This is a genomic window from Gelidibacter mesophilus DSM 14095, assembly GCF_000423005.1.
GTDB classification, from domain to species: Bacteria; Bacteroidota; Bacteroidia; order Flavobacteriales; family Flavobacteriaceae; genus Gelidibacter; species Gelidibacter mesophilus.
Window position 1 is genome coordinate 90806 of the sequence record NZ_AUHD01000008.1, and the last position, 19570, is coordinate 110375.

Here is a 19570-nt window from a genome sequence, read left to right on the forward strand (position 1 = left end):
CTCATTATTAATTCTTAAATAAAAAGATTATGAATGAGCAAGAACATGTTGTGGAATTGTTGCAGGATATCAAAGGGCTGCTTTCCCACACAAAAAAAGTATACAACATCGATGACCTTGTCAGATATACAGGATTATCCAAAAGCAAGATCTACAAACTCTCGCAGTTAAAATTGATACCGGCGGGGAAGAACAGGCATGTACGGCAGCTTTTCTTTAACAAGGAAAAAATCGACGCCTGGCTTCTGGGAGAACCCAATCTATCGGACGAATTTCTGGAACAGCGGTTCAATGAACAATTGCTGAACCATAAAAAATCCGGATCATGGAAGACTTGACATACATACGGGTTGGCACCGCCTACTATAAATTGGTATATGTCCCAACTATCAGCGGAAAGTTCAACGAAACTCTTGTGCCCTGGAACATGGAAACCATCCGGCAAGATCATGGAAGGAACTTTATCGGAACGATCAAAAGATATGATGGATTTACCTGCATTCCCAGCCACTTAAACTTTGTAAGGGAATGGCACGGATTTTATAATACCTATTCGCCCTTGCCCCATCAACCAAAAGAAGGGGAGTTTCCTTACACCTTAAAACTATTGGAACATATTTTTGGTGGACAGTTGAACTTGGGCCTAGATTATTTGCAGCTTTTATTTGAGCGTCCGATTCAGGTCCTGCCTATTCTCTGTTTGGTGTCCAAAGAGCGTTCTACGGGCAAGACCACCTTCCTAAAATGGCTCAAAATGTTTTTCGACAATAACATGACCTATTTGACCAACGACAGCTTCAGCAGCCAGTTCAATGCCGATTGGGCGAACAAGCTCCTGATCTGCATTGACGAGGTGCTTTTCAACAAAGAAGAACTCACCGAACGCATCAAATACTTGAGCACGACCAATTTCAATAAGGTAGAAGCCAAAGGGAAGGATAAAAGGGAGATAGAATTTTTTGGGAAGTTCATTCTCTGCAGCAACAATGAGGACAACTTTATAAAGATCGACAGTAACGAGACCCGTTTTTGGGTATTGAAGATCCCATCGCTTAAAAAGGAGGACACAAGGTTTTTAGACTATCTGGATGCAGAGTTGCCGGAATTCCTACATCACTTGCAACAGAGGGAACTCACCAGTCCACAATTGACCCGCATGTGGTTCACGCCAGCACAGATCAGGACCCAAGCTTTGGAAAATTTAATGTCCAACAACAGAAACCGCGTGGAAAAGGAATTAGCCAGCATTATTCTTAATGCCATGGACACCTTGGAGGAGCAAGCGATACAATTATGCCCATTGGATGCCCTTAACCTATTAAATCGGACCCGGATCAGGACAGATCTTACCCAGTTGCGGCATATCTTAAAAAAGGACTGGAAATTGACCAATCAGGATAATTCCATGGGCTATAAAAAATTAATGATCTGGCAGGAGGGCGGAATGGGGTTTACCGATGCTAAAGGAAGGTATTATTCAATAGAAAAAGATTTTTTATTAAAACGCTTTGGAGAGGATTAGAAAAAATGATATCGTGATTCGATGACAAGGGACTCCAATGTTTGTGGGTGATAGAAACAGTTTTCATCATTTTCGACAGTATGTGCCGATGTAGAGAGAAAACACCTTGCATATTATGTTTTATTTTGATGAAACGATGACAGATAGTGATTAAGCCCAGTAAATATAAGGGATTAGGTTGTCATCGTTTTGTCATCATTTTGTCATCAAAAAAAAACTAAGCTTTAAATGGGTTGTAAATACTGGGTTTAAAACAAACTGGCTGATGAAAAGAAAAATAAACTGTGAAAGAGCCCGAGCTTTTCCCATCGGAAGGGCGCTGGCAAAACTCGGGCACTTTCCCCAAAAGACAGCGGAAAAAGAAGCTTGGTTTCTGAGTCCTTTCAGGTCAGAAACCCAAGCCTCTTTTAAAGTTTCCAAAACCAGCAACCGATGGTATGACCATGGCGAAGGGAGTGGAGGCAATGTGATTGATTTGGTCTTTAGGATTTTGAAATGTCCTGTGAAGGAAGCTCTGGCGTATTTGAATCAAGATTGGCCTTCTTTTTCTTTTCATCAGCAACCAGATTTTAGTCAAAATCAAACAGGAATCAGCATTACCAAAATACAGGACATCATCCATCCCGCACTGATCCAGTATTTGAACCTGAGAGGGATTCCATTACCTATTGCGAAGGTCTATTGCCATGAAGTGTGGTACAGTTTTAAGAACTCTAAGTTTTTTACGATTGGGTTACGGAACGACAACGGTGGATGGGAATTGCGCAATAGGATTTTCAAGAATGGATGTAGCCCTAAATCCTATACCTATCTCCGAAACAACAATAAGCAGCTGATCGTTTTGGAAGGGATGTTTGATTTGTTATCGCTGGCCGTCTTAAACGAAAATTTGATAAAGGTTTCAGATGTTTTGGTTTTGAATTCCGTTGCGTTTGTCAAAGATGTTGAAGTGCATTTTTCAAACTATGAAGTGATTGGTCTCTATTTAGATCATGATGAAGCAGGAAGAAATATCACCCTTTATTTAACAAATAAATATCGCCATGTCCTGGATAAAAGTGATGGTTATAAAAACCATAAGGATTTAAACGATTTTTTGTGCCATGAGAGAAAAGGATGAGATTGAACGAAAAAGGGAGCAGCAGTATCTAAAGATTCCTGCCCATTTGCTCAAACATTCTGAAAGTGTGGAATTGGATCTGGAAGAGGATGCCAATGGAATGGAAATTATTCTGGGTAGGAATTCGAGATGTGTGTCTGTGGCCACATTCTCGTTTGCTCCCGAAGGTCGCAAAGAAAAAAAACGGGTGTTTAAGGGGAAAAGTGATCTGGTCAAGTTCAGATGTTCCATCTACGAAAAGAAGCTCTTGACAATTAAGGCATCGTCTTCAGGATTGAGCCTAAGCGAGTATATCCGGCGTGCCGTATTCGATAAGGAAATTACGGAACGTTTTAGCGAGGAACACATCAAACTTTATAAAATGATGATCAAATACCATAATAATTTTAAGGCTATTGGGAACATGTACAGAAAACGGAATCCCAAACTGACCGAATCGGTATATGCCCTGGCCAATGAAATCAAGGCACATCTCAAAAAATTTCAATCATGATAGGAAAGGGCAAAAGCATATCACACACCCGGGCATCGATGGCCTATGGCTGGAACCAGGAAAAGGATGCCGAGATCGTGCTCAAGGAATTTTTGCATGGCGATTCCCCAGCGGAAATCACCAGAGAATTCAAAATGATCCAGGATCTTAATCATAACTGTACCAAGAACACCCTGTCCTTTATCCTGAGCCCCACAATAGATGATGGCAGAAAACTGGATAAAAGCAAACTGCAGGATATTGCCAAACGGTTCATCCACGAGATGAAACTCGGCGAGCGTCAGGCCATCGCCTTTGTGCATAAGGACAAAGAACATAAGCACATCCATTTATATGTCAACCGTATTAATTTTAGGGGCGTCGCCTACAATGACAGTTTTATAGGGAAACGGAGCCAGTTGGCGGCAGAAAAAGTCGCCGAAAAGATGGGGCTTACCACCGTCAAACAGGTGCAATTTGAAAAGGAATTGAACCTAAAGGAAATCCGCACCGAGATCAAGCGCAGACATGACCTTACCATGACCCAGTTTAAACCGAAATCCTTTGATGCCTACATAAAAGATATGGAAACCAATGGCGTAAAAGTGATCCCAACCATAAATAAGCAAAACAATCTACAAGGCTTTCGGTTTCAGTTTGATGGGCACAATTTAAAGGGTAGTGAAGTCCACCGCAACATGTCCATAGGCAATATCGGCAAACAAATGGGCGGTATTGAAATAGCCAAGAATTTAAAGAATAATACGGTGGGAGTGAAGTTTGCTGGAAACACGGTAGGATTGGCGCCCAAACTGGCATTCAAACTGACCAAATTCTTAATCAAGAAAACCATACAACAGGGACTGTCCTATTAAATAAAACGATCATGACAAAACTTGAAGAATTTACCGCGCTTTTGGTCAATGAGACCACCGACTTTAAAAACAGCTTGGAAAAGTTGGAGAAACTTAATGAGCAATTAAAAGAGACAAAAATTAAGATGGACATTATGGAATATAAAACGCTTATCCAATCCCATCAAGAGCAATTGATCTCCAACATTAAAGCGATTGAGCGTTTTGAAAATCATTTTAACACTACAATTAAGCAGGCCAAAATTTATCCAAATTGGGCGGTGGTGGTGTTTATGGTGAGTTTGGTTCTGGGAGGTGGGGCGGTGGTGTTTTTGGTGATAAGTTATTTAAGGTAATATATTTATTTTTAAAATGTGTACTTATTTTAAATAAAAAAGTCCCACCGAAGCAGGACTAAAGATTTTCATCTACGGCATATAGCCTTATTGTGATAAGATTAAAGATTAGAAGTTTTAATCTGATTCAAATATAGCAAAATATTTCAAATATAACAATGCGGATTCCCGCACGGTAGATTCAAGTTAATTTGTATCTTGAAACTGTTGAAAATTAAAACATCATGGCAAAAATATTAGGATTGGATTTAGGGACTAACTCGATTGGATGGGCTATTGTGGAAAAGGAGAGAGATGAAAAAGAGTTTACGTTAATTGATAAAGGTGTAAGAATATTTTCCGAAGGTGTAAATCTGGAGCCTAAAACAAGTAGCGAAAGTTCAAAAGCAGCGCAGCGTACGGGTTATAGGAGCGGAAGAAAATTAAAATATAGAAGAAAATTAAGAAAACTTGAGCTTTTAAAGGTGCTGTCGGACAGTGTTTTATGTCCGATATTAACGGATGATGAGCTTAATCTTTGGCGCTATAAAAAAATATATCCTACAAATGATGATTTTAGATTGTGGTTAAGTACGGATAATCAAGATGATAAAATAGAGCGAAAGGAACAGAAGAAAAATCCTTACGTTTTTCGATTCAAGGCTTCAACACAAAAACTTGATTTAAACAAAACAAGTGATAGACATGAATTAGGTAGAGCTTTATATCATTACAAGTTGCTCATTAGAGGTCGTGATAGAACATTTGTTTGTGAAGAATAGTGTTTTTTTTAGCATATTTAGTCATTAGGTTATGGTGGAATTCGCTAAGTAACAATGGGAGGGAACTTTAAATATATAAAATTCGGTTTGTAATATGCTGAAAACCTGTAAGATTTTTATGGCAACAGCTCAATCCTTTTGATGGTAAATCTAAAACATACTATCAAAACAGGTCTTCTAATCCGAGTTTTCAAATTATAATTAATGTAATTTTTCCATTTTATTAGTGAGTTTTAAAAAGAATAATCTATTTTTACCATTCGTGTAACGATAGACCCCATTATTTAGGGTCTATTGAAACGTAAAAGGTAATGGCAAAAGGGACATACATATCAGAAAGTCTAAACGAAGATCAAATGGCTTTATTAAAGTATTTGGATGATTATGAACTCCTTTATTTTAATCTGAAGGACTTGACTTCACAATTGCCTAAACATCTAGCTAACAATATAAACGAGTTGGTAGAAAATTTATACCAAAAGGGCATGTTAAACCGTATAGAACGCGGCGTATATGCTAAGCCCAATTACAACAATATAAATGTACTGGCCACCTATATAAGCTCAAATAGTGCCATTGCCTATTGGACAGCGTTGCACTATCATGGTTTGACAGAACGTTTCCCTAACACCTTATTCCTTAAAACTACCCAACGAAAAAGAGATACACAAATATTGGGTTCTACTGTAAAATTTGTTACTGTAAAAGAAGACAAGAACATAGGAGTGATTCAGAAAGGGTATGGAGATGACAGTTTTAATATCACCGATATAGAAATGACCTTGGTTGATTGCTTTGACCAACCTCGTTACGCTGGCGATTTTGCTGATGTCATAAAAGCGGTTGCTAATGCCAAGTTAACAAACAACAAATTAATAGCCTACACCAAGGCTTATGATAACATAGCGTTGACAAAACGTATGGGCTATTTGACAACATTATTTCATAATGATAAGTTGCAGAGTTTTATCAAGTATGCCAAAACACAAGTCAACCAAAAGTATAATTTAATGGATGCCGGCGGATTGCAACAAGGAGAATTTATAAGTGAATGGAAACTGCGATTAAACACTAGCAAAGAAGATTTATTGCAAATGGCGCAAACCGAGTATTAAATGATTTTACAGAAAGAGATTATAGAAAAAGCCAAAGAGTGGAAAGTGCCACCTGATACTGTAGATAAAGATTATGTATTGGGGCATTTTCTATCGGCATTCATAGCACATTATAAAGATGAGTTGGTCTTTAAAGGTGGCACATGTTTGCGTAAATGTTACATTGAAAATTACCGATTTTCAGAAGACTTGGATTTTACGGCTTTAGATAAAAATTTTGTGTTAGACCAAAAAACACTACAAAACATAGCTAAAACTACAGAGGAAAACACGGGCATTCTATTTCTTGTAGACAAAATAAAACCTCTGATGTTTCAGGATGAACCCAAAGGGTATCAAGTGTATATAAAATACTGGGGAGCCAACCATTCTAAAAACCAAAGGCCATTGCCTCCAAACCGTTGGCATACTAAAATAAAATTGGAAATCAGTACTGATGAAATAATGTTATTGGATACAGAGACATTAGATATTATGCATCCCTATTCTGACACCTTAATGGGCGAAAATCAAATTAGATGTTACAGCATTAATGAAGTGATTTCCGAAAAACTAAGGGCATTAAAACAACGCTCCTATACCGCACCAAGAGATTTTTACGACCTATATCATTTAACCCAAGAATTTTCAGAGGAAAATTGGAAAATGGTCATTCCTGTTTTTGTCAAAAAAATGATGCATAAAAAACTGGCATATGAATCGCCTGATGATCTCATAGACGCTTCTAAAATAGCAAATGTAAAACGTGCGTGGAGCACCAGTGTAGCCCACCAAATTACAGAAGCCCATCAACCTAGTGCAGACGAAATAATAGAAATAATTGCAGAGCGTATTAAAACGTATCTACCTAATGATAAACCGCGAAAATAAGAAAGCTCAAATATGAGCGTTCATATAATATGGCATCGGACTAATTATTCGTAGCGTGTTAGCCTCTTCCTTTGCTTTATACTCAATAGATTTTAAAACTCATTATGATATTCTTGAAGTAGTAATTACCTTCTCCCAATATCCATTACTTAATTAATTGGCTAGGTAAATACCCTAACTTCTTTTTAAAAGCAACTGTAAAATGTTGTGGGTTTTTATAGCCTACCTCGTATGAAGCTTGAGCAATGGTATGATCGTGTTCTGAAATCAACTGCATCGCTTTTTCAATCCTTAGAGCGGTTATATATTTAAATACGGGAATTCCATAAACTTGTTTAAATGCAGTTTTAAATTTTGATGTATTAAAACCAGCTAACTCAGATAGTTTTTTTATACTTAATTCTTCTTTTAAATGAGTCTGAATATAGTTTTCTATTCTTATTAAATTCTCTCTTTCCTCTTTCCTTAATCCATTAATCACAGGTTCAGAATCACCTGATACTACTGCTATCAATAACAATTCTGTTAATTTAGATTCTAAATATGATTGCTTTATAACTCCACTATAAGAGCAATTAAGAAAATCATTTACAATAGTTCTTAGTTGACTGTTTAACACCAAACCTTTATTAAAAAATGAGCAAAGCTTATTCTCTTGTTTTGCTTGTTGATATTTTTTAGAATTTTTTAAGAAACAGTTCCCCATCTTACATTCTAGAAAAGGCGCAGTAAAATAAATATTTAAAATACTTTTTTTATGATTAGGATATTTGTACAGATTTTTTGAAGCTGGAATATAAAATAGGTTGTACATGTTTTTGTTTAAATTAAACTCCGTACATGTATTCTCATTAAAAGAAAAAGTCACTTCTCCGTCAATCACTATTTGGAGTAAAAAAACAGGAAAGTTTTGAGCAACTTGTATGGTGTGATTTTCTAATTTTTTAATAGTATGACTTTGGAAAAGGACAAATGCTTTGTTTAGATGTATTTCTTTTACTGTGCCTAATCCCGATTGTTTGCATTCACAATATTCAGTTTCTGATAAATAGGAGGTTTCAAAGTCTTTATTAAAACATTTTACTAATTCCCTGCCATTGCATTCAGAGCTTTTAAATCGAATTTCCATTTATGCCTTTTACGTTATAATAACTTCCCTTTGCGTTATTAAGAATCAGTCTTAATAAGAGACCTTTGCAAATGTAAGTATTATTTTAATTAAGACTAATTCTAGATAAGTGAATATAAAATTGTTTTTTTTGTCCTTTGCAATCGCGCTATCTGCCTATTCGCAAGGTAACAAAAATATTATTTCGGGAAAGATAGTGGATCATTCAGGGCAACCCCTATTTGGAGCTACTGTTGTTGTTGTTGTTGTTAATCAAAATTTACGGGCAACAATTACCGATGAAAACGGCAACTATACCCTTAGTAATATCCCTGAGGGGATCCATATTATTGAGACATCTTATATGGGGTTTGTAACGCAATCTAAAGAAGTAAGTTTTAATAACAACGCAACGAATAAAAACTTTACACTAGACTTTGCTTTAACAGAAAAAGTTGAAAGTTTAAAACAAATATTTCTTAAAGGTAAAACTGAAAAGCGTAAAACTGAAGAGAAAGGCTTTGCTGTAAATGTTATAAAAACGGAAGAGGCCAGTTTGCGTAATGTTCAAACAAACGAATTATTAAACACTACAGCTGGTGTAAAAATTCGGACAAATGGTGGTTTAGGTTCAAACGTCAGCTATAGTCTTAATGGATTATCTGGGAATGCGGTACGAATTTTTATCGATGGAATCCCTATTTCTACATATGGTTCTTCATTTAGTCTCAACAGCATTCCTGCTTCAATGATTAAGAATATTGAAGTTTACAAAGGGGTAGTTCCTGGTTATTTGGCAGACGATGCTTTAGGAGGAGCCATTAATATCGTCTTATATAATGATGTGAAAAACAATCTTAATGCCTCACTTTCTTATGGGTCGTTTAACACCTTACAAGCCAACGCTAATGCTTTATATCGTTTTAAACAATCTGGTTTTACTGTAAAAGCTTCCCTTTTTCATAATTATTCTGATAATGATTATAAAGTTTCAGACAGAAGTGTTTTGGTTACCGGTTTGGGAGGTGTACAAACCCCTATTACCGCCAGAAGGTTTAATGATGCTTATAGATCTACTGGTGGTATGGCACAAATTGGGTTTACCGATGTCAAATGGGCAGATCAGTTTTTTGTGGGCTTCACGGCTTCTGATGATTATAAAGAGGTGCAACATGGTGCTTTTATGACCATTATGCCATACAAAGGACGGTTTTTGGAATCGGATGCTATGTTGGCAAATCTAAGCTACCAAAAGAAGGATCTTCTCGCCAAAGGCTTGGATTTAAATGTACATGGTGTATACGGCAAAAGAAATCGCGCAGTAAATGACACCGTCGCTTGGGCATATAGTTGGAATGGCGAAAAGGCTATTGATTTTAGAGGAAATGAATATAAGTATTCATGGGGTTCTCAACAAGAAGGCGGTCCTACGTTGGCCAAAATTAATAGAAAGGTAGCTTCCATTAGAACTGGCTTGTCCTATGCTGTTAACGAGCAACATAAGTTTTTATTAAACCATGTGTATAGCGGCATTGACAGAGACGATAGTGATGCTTTGAAGTCTGTTTTGGAAAATACATTTAAAGCCACAAGGGATTTACATAAAAACATTTATTCTTTAAGCTATGAATTAACAGCCATAGAAGACCAACTAAAAGTTAGTTTATTTGGGAAGCATTATCAACAAAAAACAATTAGTAGTGATCCTGCTATTGAAAAAAACTCAAATGGACAAAATATAATAGTGGACGAAATTATAAGTAGTAATAAGACCTATGATGGCTATGGCTTTGCCGCTTCTTATGCTGTTATTCCAAACCTTGCACTATTAACCTCCGCAGAAAAAGCCGTACGATTACCCAATGAAACCGAAGTGTTTGGTAATGATGGAGATAATGTCGTCGCAAATCCAGGGATTAATCCTGAACTAAGCAACAACTACAACTTAGGATTTAGATTTGGATCGTTTAAAATTAAAAACCATCAATTTACTATTTCAACCAATCTTTTCACACGAAATATTAAAGACAGAATTGGCTTGCCTATCGAGACCTCATTAAATGTGGATAAGGACTTAATATTATATGTAAATCAAGGAAGTGGCACATCTAAAGGAATAGACGCACAATTGAACTACACTTATGATAACAATTTCGGACTTAATTTTAATCTTTCTCGTTTCAATTTAAAAATCGAAAACAGAGGAATCGATATTGACGTTCCTAACACACCATTTTTTACTATGAATGGTAGTTTACATTATTCCTTTAAAGATGTAATTAAAAAACACACACGATTAAATCTATTCTACACCATGTATTTTACTGATAAGTTTTCATACTTGAACATTCAGGGGGCAAACACAGTAGGTGATGATTTTTTTAAAGTTCCCCAACAAATATCACAAGATATCGGACTTAGTTACGCATTTCCCAGCAACACGTTTGTGATGAGTTTTGATATCAAAAACATCTTTGACAAACCCGTATTTGATAATCTATCTGTACAAAAACCAGGTCGAGCTTTTTACCTAAAGCTTAATTACAAAATCAATAATTTTTAACACTTAAACAAAACCAAAAATGACACGTAATTTTTTAAATTTCAAAACATTAATATTAGCTGTAGCCTCTGTTGGCTTAGCGACATCTTGCAGCAGTGATGACGTTAGCAAAAGCCCTAACCCAGAACCCAATGATTATCGATGGATCACAATAGCAGCCGCAAGAATGGGAAGTAACCCCGGAGATGGAAATGGAGGCACACTAATTTATGCAATTAGCAGCGAAGACGCAAAAGACCCTACTAAGACTGTTGAACCTTTTGATAATGGATTTATCGTACCGTCAAATAGAACTGCCAGATTACAAGCTTCTGAAGATGGCAACACTATATTTAACATTAGCTATGCAGGTGATACAGGTGGTAATTATTCTAAATATACGGTTAAAGGTGGCCAAAATTTCACACCAACAGGTTCAGAAATTAGTATCGCACCTTATGTAGGATCAGCTCCACGATGGATTAAATTATTTGATGGCGATCAAACGGGGGCAGCTGTATATGTATCAACAGAACATGAAATTAACGACAATGGCACACCAAATGATGTGACCGACGATAGGTATATCCGTACAAATGCTAAAATAGGCGTGGTTACTTTAGACTTGGTGAACTCTTCAATAAATAATTTTGAAGAGCATAGTATCCCTTTAAGTGCGGAAGAAGAAGCCAACGGTTATTATTTTTCTCGAATTGATATGCCTGTTTTAAATGCTGCGGGAGATAAATTGTACATTGGGGGTCGTTTAAGCAAGGTTGACCCTGCTACTGCGGAAAGTGAGAATGATTACGAAATTTTAGGCTCTAAAACCATTGTATTAGACTACCCATCATTATTAAATCCAACTGTAATCACGTCTGCTGTAGGAAACGGAAACACCAACGGATATCGTAGTATTAATGCTTTTGAATACAACGGAAGCGTGTATCAAGCAAACCAAAGTGATCCAAACGGTTCTCACATCTTAAAAATTGGTGCAGATAATAAATATGATAATTCTTACGAGTTTAACTTAAGCGATGCTTTAGGTGTTGAAGATGCTTATGTGCTTGCTTGGAGACCAGCGGCAAATGGAAAAGCCTTATTAGCTTACCGTCATGCTGGTTCTGTGGAAGGTGTCGCTGGTGCTCAAGGATTTTTTGCGCTTATAGATTTGAATGCTAAAACAGCGAAAAAACTGGATGCTATTCCTTATGATCCAGATTTCTACCTCTTCCAATACCAAGGTTTTGCCGTTGATGAAACAGAAATATACCTAACCCAAGCTCCTGTAGGTAAAGATGGAAATATTTACATTGTTGAAACAGAAACAGGAGAAGTTACTAAAGGTGCTAAATTACAAAACGTAGCAGGAAGTCACTTTATTGGAACTTTCTAACTCTAAAAGATAACTGTAAGTCTCTTTCTGAATATTTGGAAAGGGACTTTACTAATAAAAATCATAATGAGAAAATCACTTATTTTACTGCTATTAACTCCTGTTTTTATTTTTGCTCAAAGTCCGCAAAGCACTAACCAATTTCACGACAGAACTTTTTGGGAAACCCAACCCAATGTTGCTACTGTAAAACAAAAAATAAAAGAAGGTAACGACCCTATAACACCTAATCCAGCAGCTTTTGATGCCGTTTGTTTTGCTATAATGGCAAAGGCTCCGGTAAAAACTGTTGAATATTTATTGTCCTTACCAGGAAACAACGTCAATAAATCAACTCATGATGGAAGAAGCTATTTAATGTGGGCAGGTTCTGCTGGTGATTTAGAAATTATGAAATTATTGATCGGTAAAGGTGCAGATACAAAAGTAGTAGGTAGCCACGGGTTTGATTGGTTTACATTTACTGTAAATGCTGGTCATTTCAACCCAGATATTTATGACTTTATGGTAGTCAATGGTGTTGATTTAAATCAAACCAACAGAGCAGGTGCTAATGCTATTTTATTGTCAGCCCCACATAGTAAAGATGGAAAAGCTATAAAGTATTTTCAGCAAAAAGGAGTAGATGTCCATGCGACAGATATACAAGGAAACAACATTTTATTCTATGCTGCCAAAAGAGGAAATATAGATTTGATGAAAAAATATATTGATCAAGGTTTCGATGATAAAAAATTGAATACAGAAGGAGAAAACCTAGTACTTTTTGCAAGTCATGGAGGAAGAGGCTATAGCAATCCATTAGAAGTTTATCAATACTTAGACAGTCTAGATCTGGATATGACTTTAACGAGCCACAATGGGGAAAATGCATTGCACAATATTGCATCAAATACAAAAGATGTAAGCATTGTAGATTTTTTTATCAAAAAAGGAATAGACAGCCATCAAATGGATAAAGAAGGAAACACTGCTTTTTTAAATGCTGCTAAAAGTAATAATCTTTTAGTATTACGAAAATTAGCTCCGTTAATTAAAAACATCGACCAGCAAAATAAAGAAGGATTTTCTGCTATTACTTATTCGACAAGAGCTTTGAGCTTAGAAGCTTTTGAATTTTTAAAAGAAAAGGGAGCCAATGTGCATATTGTAGATGCTGATGGAAACAACTTGTTTTATCATTTATTTAATGCTTACAGTCATAGAAATAGGGAGCGATTTGGAGTATTTGAAAATGCCTTAACCACTGCTGGTGTATCATTTAAAAACGCTTCAAAAAAGGAATCTACTTTACACATTGCTATCGCTAAGGGAGAAAAGGATTTGATTCAAAAAGCCTTAGAATTAGGAGCAGATGTTAATCAAAAAAACAGTGATGGATTAGCGCCTTTACATTTAGCTGCCATGAAAGCTATTGACGAAAAATTATTACAACTTTTAATCAATCAAGGAGCTGACAAAAATATGCTTACCGATTTTGACGAAAGTGCTTATGATTTGGCTCAAGAAAACGAGCTATTGAACAAAACGAAAATTATTTTTTTAAAACCATCTTAAATTAGATTTACATGAAATTTTCTAAATATATTCTTTTGGTAATATGCTTTTCATTTTTGGCTTTTACTACCGTGAAGAACACCGAACCCTCTTCAAAGTATAAATGTATGGTTCAGTTAAAAAACTATCAAGGCGAAGGTGCTTACGTTATTGTATCCCTAGTAGATAAAAATAATAAGTATGTAAAGACTTTACAAATTCTCGGTGATGATGAAAAGTGGTATCCAGACATTCGGAGCTGGTGGCCGTTTTTTGAAAATACTGAAAACACTAATGTAGATGCAATTACAGGTGCGACCATTGCTGGAGGGGAACGATCTGTTTTTGCTTTTCAATTAAACGAGGGGTATTTAAACCAGGGATATAAATTAAGATTCGAAACCTCTGTAGAAAATCAAAATTATTATGAGAAGGATTTAGAAATTTTGTTAGATAGCAAAAATCTTCAAAATAAATTTGAAGGAATAGGTTATATACGTTACGTTAGAATTATGCCAACTAAATAAACTATGCTCAACAAAATATGGAGATACAGTCATTTTTATTTGACTGTGTCTTCTTTCTTATTCCTATTTTTGGCGACTGTTACAGGCGCATTTTTGACTTTCGAGCCCATTCAGGAAAAACTACAGCCATATTATATTAAAAATGCTGAAGATGTTTCAGTAGCTAAATTAGTAGAAACTTTAAAAAGCAAATACGATGAGGTTTTAGATTTTGAAGTAGATAAAAATTATTTTGTGAAAGCAAGTGTTTTTAGCATGGATGACAATGTTGGCGGACAGTTTTTCATAAATCCTTTTGATGGAAGTAAAATTGCTAACATTCCAACTAAAAATATTTTTTTTGAATTTTTAACCAATTTCCATCGTTCCTTATTTTTAAAAACCCCTGGAAGAGTTTTTGTAGGTATTACTTGTTTTTTATTATTTTTAATAGCCATTACAGGCTTGTTATTAGCAATTAAAAGACAAGGTGGGCTTTTAAAGTTTTGCTCAAAAATTATAAATGATAAGTCTATACAGTACAACCATGTAGTTTTGGGGAGATTGTTGTTAATTCCTATTATAATTTTAGCTTTATCTGGAACCTATTTGTCTATGGACAGGTTTCTATTATTACCAGAAATGAAAGCCATTGTTACCCAGCAAATATTAGTTTCAAAGCCTATAATTCCATTTTCTAATTTCCCTATTTTTAAGAACACGACATTAAAGGATGTTAAGAAATTAGAATTTCCTTTTTCTACAGATGAAGACGACTTTTTCGTACTAAACTTACAGGATAAAGAGCTTAAAATTCATCAAAAAACAGGAGAGATTGTACAAACAACCAATTATCCTTTTACCAAAGACTTAGCCGTGTTAAGTTTTAATCTGCACACAGGAGCAGGAAGTGTTATTTGGTCTTTAGTTTTGTTGATAAGCGCACTCTCTATTTTGTACTTTATGTATTCAGGAAGTATGATTACATTTAAAAGATTACGATCTAAAACTAAAAACAAATACAGCGCTAACCAAGCCAATTTCATTATTTTGGTAGGTTCGGAGAACGGAAACACAAAAAGATTAGGAAAAATAGTGCAGCAATCTCTGATAAAATCAGGTGAAAAAGTGTTTTTAGACATCTTAAACAACTACTCCAATTATTCTAATATCGAGCATTTAATCATAATCACTTCAACTTACGGTGAAGGAGAACCACCAAGTAATGCTCATTTATTTATAAACAAACTTCAACAAATAAAAATCACTAAACCTTTTACTTGTCATGTTATTGGCTTAGGTTCTTTTTCTTATCCAAAATTTTGTGAATTTGCTAAAAGTATTCATAGTCAAATTTTATCACAAGATAAGATTAATGTTCCGTCTGAAAGTCCTTTATTAATTCACAATCAGAATTATGAACAGTTTAGACAATGGGTTTTAAAATGGGCTACTTCTTTGAATTTGAACTTAGAAATCCAAAATGAATTATCTCCCAGGAAACTGAAAGAAACTTCTTTTAAAGTGATTGACAAACAAGGCATCATCGATGAATATGATGAGACATTTAAACTCACATTAAAAGCAAAAAACAGAAGAAAATTTGTGCCAGGAGATCTGTTAGGCATTACACCTCCCAACGAGACTGCCGAAAGGTTATATTCTATTGGTAAAAATGCAAATGGAGATTTGTTATTGAGTATAAAAAAACACTCTCATGGTATTTGCTCAAATTATTTAAACGATTTAAAGCCAAATCAAGAACTAAACGTAAGAATTAAAAAAAATAAGGACTTTCATTTACCTAAAAAGGCTAAACATATAATATTTATAGCTAATGGGACTGGAATAGCCCCATTTTTAGGCATGATTCATATAAAAACAAAGGCTTCTAAATCCTTATATTGGGGGACGCGAACAAAAACTTCCGAAGAATTATATAGGCCACAAATTTTGGAAGCTTTGCAAAAAGAGACCTTGCAACAATATAATGTTGCTTTTTCCAAGGAGGAAAACCCCAATAACTATGTTCAAGATTTAATTGAGAAAGATGAAAAAAAGATTTCAAAAACACTTGCGTCTGGAGGAATAATAATGATTTGTGGATCAATTACTATGCGTAATGACATCTTTGTTCTATTGGAAAAGATTTGTAATAGAAACGGACTACATTCAATTGAAGTGTACAAGAAGAAAGAACAAATTTTAACAGATTGTTATTAAATCGCTCTTTTGAACTTTAGGGTACAATCAAGTGGAGGCCTAGAGTATCTATAAAAAAAATGATATTCAGAGTTTAATCGATTTTTAATTAGTTCTTCCACGATTTTTTTACGAGTACTTATTTTTAACAAATGAACAAATACTAATAGAACATACTTTGTGGCCCTATGTTACGTGTAATTGATTAAACATATTTTTCTCTCAAACCAATATTTCAATCGCATCATCTAAAACGGAATTGTCAAACTCTTTGAGATAAGCTTGCGTGACAGCAAGATTTTGATGACCCATAGATTCACTGATTATATCGGTAGCGACTCCTTTTTGTTTTAAACAGTTTGCAAAACTATGTCTAGCGACATAACTGCTCAAGGGTTTATTGATTTCACATATTTCCGCAATCTCTTTTAATTCCTTGTTGTAACGTTGAAGGGTTTTATGTTTTCTATTCTCTAGCTGTGATGGGGTTAAGCTGTTTTTCAAAAGAATTGAAAATACGTAATTAGTACCTGTTGATAACTGTTTGTAATAGCTCAGTATCTCTTGAACAGGGAGAACAATCTTAATTTTAAAATGTCCTTTTGTTTTGGATCTCGTATAATAGATGTTGTCGAAGTCAGTGTCTTTCCATTCAAGCTTCATCATGTCGGCAAAATTCATACCTCTAGTATAAAAACTGAAGATAAAATAGTTTCGGGAATTAATAAACGATGGATATTTATTTAAGTCCAGATCTCTAATTTTTAGGACTTCCTCTATTGATAAAGCCTTTTTTAGGTTTTTACCTTTAAGTTTTGAGACCTTATATATCTTCAAGGGATAATCCTGTTCTTTCACAATGTTTCTTTCAATGGCGAAGTTGTATAGCGCTCTAATTGTCCTCATCCGCACACCTATGCCTCCATCACTTCCGCCTCGCGACCTTAAAAAAGCCTCATATTTATATAAAAAAGAAGGAGTAACTTCTGTAAAGTTAAGTCTGGTACTCTTATTGAATTTTTTTAAAGATTCAAAAGTATCTTTATTTACTTTTGCATTTCCTGTTCTTCCTGCGTAGATCATTTCGCCAATAATCTCATCCCAGAAATAAAAAACATTTTGCTGTACGGGATTAGATACAATTCTAAAACGATTCTCAAAGTCTCGCAAGGTGAAATCACTCTTTTCCATTTCGAGTTCTGAAAGGATTTTTAAAGCTCTGTCCTTAAATTTTAGAAGTAACCTGTTATTCTGGGTGCTATTTGAATTCTTAGTTGTGAAACTACCCGTTGTTTGGTTCCATTCATTCGGAAAAGATCTGAATATCGTTTGAAAAAATTTCGAATGTCTATCTTTAGATACCCTCAAAGAGATGGGGTAACTGCCATCAGCGAGCTTTGTTTTTCTTAATACGGTTTTTACGGTTGCCATAGGTTTAGAATAAATCAGTACAACATCTGTACAACAAATTGCCTTTTAAAGGTAAATCAAATGAAAATAAAAACAAAACTAAAAACTATAAAATATTGATTATCAGTTGATAAGAAGCCAAATATTGACAAATGAAAACTGAAATTAATTGTCTGTTAATCAGAGGGTCCTTGGTTCGGGCCCAAGAAGAGGAGCAAACAAAGCCGTTACGAAAGTAGCGGCTTTTTTGTTTCAAATACCTTTGGATTATGACGAATTAACACCCATCAAATTCCTTTTATAAACGTATAAAGAACCGCTCAAAGCAACATCACATCCTCATCTAATCTTATATCTTCAAATAATTAGCTGTTCTCATTTTTTTGATTAGTTGAGGCTGTGACAAAACCCCAAATGCAATCTATAGCTGCTTTATGACAATTTTTTGAATATTCCATTTGAGGTAAATCTAAAATAACGATCACTCAAATAGTGAATTAAAAAGTTATGGGATAAAATGGAGATTTCTCACTTTTACTATCGGGCACCTTCAGTGCATTGAAATTTTCAACCTTCGTTCTATTAATTCCTGCCAGTATATTTTTCATTTTGTTCCAATAACCCCTGTTTTGGAGTATACCCGAAAGTTTTCTTGAAGGTACTTATAAAATGAGAGACACTTTTATAGCCCAATATTTCCGCCATTTCCTGAACGGTGTGTTTTTCTGCCAACATAGTTTGTGCTTTTTCCATTTTCAATTGGATCACATAAGCATATATTGAGGTGTTATATAATTGTTTGAATCCCTGCTTTAATTTTAGTTCATTTAAAAAAACCATCCTTGAAAGTTCCTTTGCCGTCGGCGGGTTATCAAAATGCAATGTAATATAAGCCTTTGCGGCCTCTATTTTTTCATAATCCTCTCTGTTTATACTGGTTTTGTTGGTTATTGCCTCAGAAAATTTGATCAAAATGTGCAAAAACAGTTCCTTTAATTTTAAATCGGTCAAGTGCTTTGCGTGTCTTTTAGGGAATCCCTGCAACATCAGTTCATTTAAAACGCGCTTTGAAGAGCTATCTAACGGACAGGTAATCTCTCCATATCCCACGGTCTTTTCCTCCATTACTGATCTGTAAAATTTAGAATGGCGAATCCAAGGTTCATGAAAAAACAAACTTAAATAGTAATTCCGACTCATAACCACCGATAGGTATCGCGATTTTTTTTGGGAAACAATCTCCAATGTGGTTTCTAGTCCCTTACAATATACCAGATGCATGATTCCCAAATTGAATTGACATTTTTTATGGCATGATCTCCTTCCTACGGAACAGCCATCCATCATACAGAAAATTTGTATATAATCTTCTGAAACAGAAATCTGATCCGTTAATTGTTGTTTAGGTTTTATGGAGGTGTCTATTAAACATAATCCTTTAGTGTAAATTAAATTACTTGAAATCTCCGAATCCTTATGTAAGTCCTTTTCTACTGACAGATTGCTCATTCTTTCCGCAATCAACTTATCATCATAAAGATTAACGTTATAAATTATTCTATCAAGTTCAATCAATTTTGATTTCACATTCATAATACGGTTTCCGATATTTTTAGTCCCAATTCCGATATTTTAATGGCGGGTCTCTTTATATTTTTGCCAAATCTATTTATAATAAATCTAAATAAAAATAAGAGATGACAAAATATTTAAGTTTTACCCGTATTCATTTCATAAAAAAAACAATTATCCCATGTGAAAGAAATGGTTTGTAACTATGACATTCCAAAATCACTT

General features: G+C 34.9%; 17 protein-coding genes. 14 read left to right on the forward strand and 3 right to left on the reverse strand.

From position 1 onward, the window contains the following. The first annotated feature begins 29 nt into the window (after positions 1-29). The 9 genes from G525_RS20735 (at position 30) to G525_RS0110730 (ending at position 7070) form a co-directional block, all read left to right on the forward strand. Positions 30-338, forward strand: coding sequence for a helix-turn-helix transcriptional regulator (locus G525_RS20735; protein WP_051209887.1), 309 nt, complete (start codon positions 30-32; stop codon positions 336-338). Further along, positions 326-1522 carry a primase-helicase family protein gene (locus tag G525_RS0110695; RefSeq protein ID WP_027126170.1) on the forward strand — a complete coding sequence of 399 codons (1197 nt, stop codon included), beginning with the start codon at positions 326-328 and terminating at the stop codon, positions 1520-1522. The genes G525_RS20735 and G525_RS0110695 overlap by 13 nt, the downstream gene beginning before the upstream one ends. Positions 1523-1787: 265 nt before the next feature. Further along, entirely contained in the window at positions 1788-2642 is an 855-nt protein-coding gene (locus tag G525_RS0110700; RefSeq protein ID WP_084647746.1) for a toprim domain-containing protein, read from the forward strand. Further along, positions 2626-3135 (forward strand): mobilization protein MbpA, encoded by a 510-nt coding sequence (gene mbpA, locus G525_RS22670; RefSeq protein WP_245577774.1) that lies wholly within the window; start codon positions 2626-2628, stop codon positions 3133-3135. Before G525_RS0110700 ends, mbpA begins: the two co-directional genes overlap by 17 nt. Continuing rightward, the gene (locus G525_RS0110710; RefSeq protein WP_027126173.1) at positions 3132-3989 is read left to right on the forward strand and encodes a relaxase/mobilization nuclease domain-containing protein; all 858 of its coding nucleotides are present in this window, start codon (positions 3132-3134) and stop codon (positions 3987-3989) included. The genes mbpA and G525_RS0110710 overlap by 4 nt, the downstream gene beginning before the upstream one ends. A gap of 11 nt (positions 3990-4000) precedes the next feature. Next, positions 4001-4324, forward strand: a complete 324-nt coding sequence (locus G525_RS0110715; RefSeq protein WP_027126174.1) for a DUF6730 family protein — start codon at positions 4001-4003, stop codon at positions 4322-4324. A gap of 224 nt (positions 4325-4548) precedes the next feature. Further along, entirely contained in the window at positions 4549-5085 is a 537-nt protein-coding gene (locus tag G525_RS0110720) for a hypothetical protein (RefSeq protein ID WP_027126175.1), read from the forward strand. Positions 5086-5396: 311 nt separating this feature from the next. Continuing rightward, complete coding sequence (locus tag G525_RS0110725) at positions 5397-6200, forward strand: type IV toxin-antitoxin system AbiEi family antitoxin domain-containing protein (RefSeq protein WP_027126176.1); 804 nt, start codon at positions 5397-5399, stop codon at positions 6198-6200. After that, a complete protein-coding gene (locus G525_RS0110730) occupies positions 6201-7070 on the forward strand; it encodes a nucleotidyl transferase AbiEii/AbiGii toxin family protein (protein WP_027126177.1) in 870 nt (289 codons plus the stop codon). It abuts the gene before it with no gap. Positions 7071-7215: 145 nt separating this feature from the next. Here G525_RS0110730 and G525_RS0110735 read toward each other — a convergent pair whose 3' ends face one another. Further along, complete coding sequence (locus tag G525_RS0110735; protein WP_027126178.1) at positions 7216-8199, reverse strand: helix-turn-helix domain-containing protein; 984 nt, start codon at positions 8197-8199, stop codon at positions 7216-7218. 130 nt (positions 8200-8329) lie between these two features. Here G525_RS0110735 and G525_RS0110740 point away from each other — a divergent pair, with 130 nt between their 5' ends. The 5 genes from G525_RS0110740 (at position 8330) to G525_RS0110760 (ending at position 16384) form a co-directional block, all read left to right on the forward strand. Continuing rightward, on the forward strand, positions 8330-10741 hold the full coding sequence (locus G525_RS0110740; protein WP_027126179.1) for a TonB-dependent receptor: 2412 nt from the start codon (positions 8330-8332) through the stop codon (positions 10739-10741). Positions 10742-10760: 19 nt separating this feature from the next. Next, on the forward strand, positions 10761-12119 hold the full coding sequence (locus tag G525_RS0110745; RefSeq protein ID WP_027126180.1) for a hypothetical protein: 1359 nt from the start codon (positions 10761-10763) through the stop codon (positions 12117-12119). 66 nt (positions 12120-12185) lie between these two features. Further along, positions 12186-13676 (forward strand): ankyrin repeat domain-containing protein, encoded by a 1491-nt coding sequence (locus G525_RS0110750; protein WP_027126181.1) that lies wholly within the window; start codon positions 12186-12188, stop codon positions 13674-13676. An 11-nt stretch (positions 13677-13687) separates the two neighbouring features. Further along, entirely contained in the window at positions 13688-14182 is a 495-nt protein-coding gene (locus G525_RS0110755; RefSeq protein WP_027126182.1) for a DUF2271 domain-containing protein, read from the forward strand. Between the two features lie 3 nt (positions 14183-14185). Continuing rightward, complete coding sequence (locus tag G525_RS0110760; RefSeq protein WP_027126183.1) at positions 14186-16384, forward strand: PepSY domain-containing protein; 2199 nt, start codon at positions 14186-14188, stop codon at positions 16382-16384. A gap of 201 nt (positions 16385-16585) precedes the next feature. Here the strand turns inward: G525_RS0110760 and G525_RS0110765 are convergent, their stop codons facing one another. Together G525_RS0110765 and G525_RS21735 are read right to left on the reverse strand one after the other, a co-directional pair. Then, positions 16586-17794, reverse strand: a complete 1209-nt coding sequence (locus G525_RS0110765) for a site-specific integrase (protein WP_027126184.1) — start codon at positions 17792-17794, stop codon at positions 16586-16588. Between the two features lie 561 nt (positions 17795-18355). Beyond that, positions 18356-19366: a helix-turn-helix transcriptional regulator gene (locus G525_RS21735; protein ID WP_051209889.1), complete on the reverse strand. Its 1011-nt coding sequence runs from the start codon at positions 19364-19366 to the stop codon at positions 18356-18358. Positions 19367-19570 lie beyond the last annotated feature (204 nt).

Excerpts from the sequence above, each read along its gene's own strand:
- G525_RS0110720 (WP_027126175.1), top strand. The coding sequence starts at position 4,549 with ATGGCAAAAATATTAGGATTGGATTTAGGGACTAACTCGATTGGATGG.
- G525_RS20735 (WP_051209887.1), top strand. The coding sequence starts at position 30 with ATGAATGAGCAAGAACATGTTGTGGAATTGTTGCAGGATATCAAAGGG.
- G525_RS0110735 (WP_027126178.1), bottom strand. The coding sequence starts at position 8,199 with ATGGAAATTCGATTTAAAAGCTCTGAATGCAATGGCAGGGAATTAGTA.
- G525_RS0110750 (WP_027126181.1), top strand. The coding sequence starts at position 12,186 with ATGAGAAAATCACTTATTTTACTGCTATTAACTCCTGTTTTTATTTTT.
- G525_RS0110765 (WP_027126184.1), bottom strand. The coding sequence starts at position 17,794 with ATGGCAACCGTAAAAACCGTATTAAGAAAAACAAAGCTCGCTGATGGC.
- G525_RS21735 (WP_051209889.1), bottom strand. The coding sequence starts at position 19,366 with ATGAATGTGAAATCAAAATTGATTGAACTTGATAGAATAATTTATAAC.
- G525_RS0110725 (WP_027126176.1), top strand. The coding sequence starts at position 5,397 with ATGGCAAAAGGGACATACATATCAGAAAGTCTAAACGAAGATCAAATG.
- G525_RS0110755 (WP_027126182.1), top strand. The coding sequence starts at position 13,688 with ATGAAATTTTCTAAATATATTCTTTTGGTAATATGCTTTTCATTTTTG.
- G525_RS0110700 (WP_084647746.1), top strand. The coding sequence starts at position 1,788 with ATGAAAAGAAAAATAAACTGTGAAAGAGCCCGAGCTTTTCCCATCGGA.
- G525_RS0110760 (WP_027126183.1), top strand. The coding sequence starts at position 14,186 with ATGCTCAACAAAATATGGAGATACAGTCATTTTTATTTGACTGTGTCT.
- G525_RS0110730 (WP_027126177.1), top strand. The coding sequence starts at position 6,201 with ATGATTTTACAGAAAGAGATTATAGAAAAAGCCAAAGAGTGGAAAGTG.
- G525_RS0110695 (WP_027126170.1), top strand. The coding sequence starts at position 326 with ATGGAAGACTTGACATACATACGGGTTGGCACCGCCTACTATAAATTG.
- G525_RS0110710 (WP_027126173.1), top strand. The coding sequence starts at position 3,132 with ATGATAGGAAAGGGCAAAAGCATATCACACACCCGGGCATCGATGGCC.
- mbpA (WP_245577774.1), top strand. The coding sequence starts at position 2,626 with ATGAGAGAAAAGGATGAGATTGAACGAAAAAGGGAGCAGCAGTATCTA.
- G525_RS0110745 (WP_027126180.1), top strand. The coding sequence starts at position 10,761 with ATGACACGTAATTTTTTAAATTTCAAAACATTAATATTAGCTGTAGCC.
- G525_RS0110715 (WP_027126174.1), top strand. The coding sequence starts at position 4,001 with ATGACAAAACTTGAAGAATTTACCGCGCTTTTGGTCAATGAGACCACC.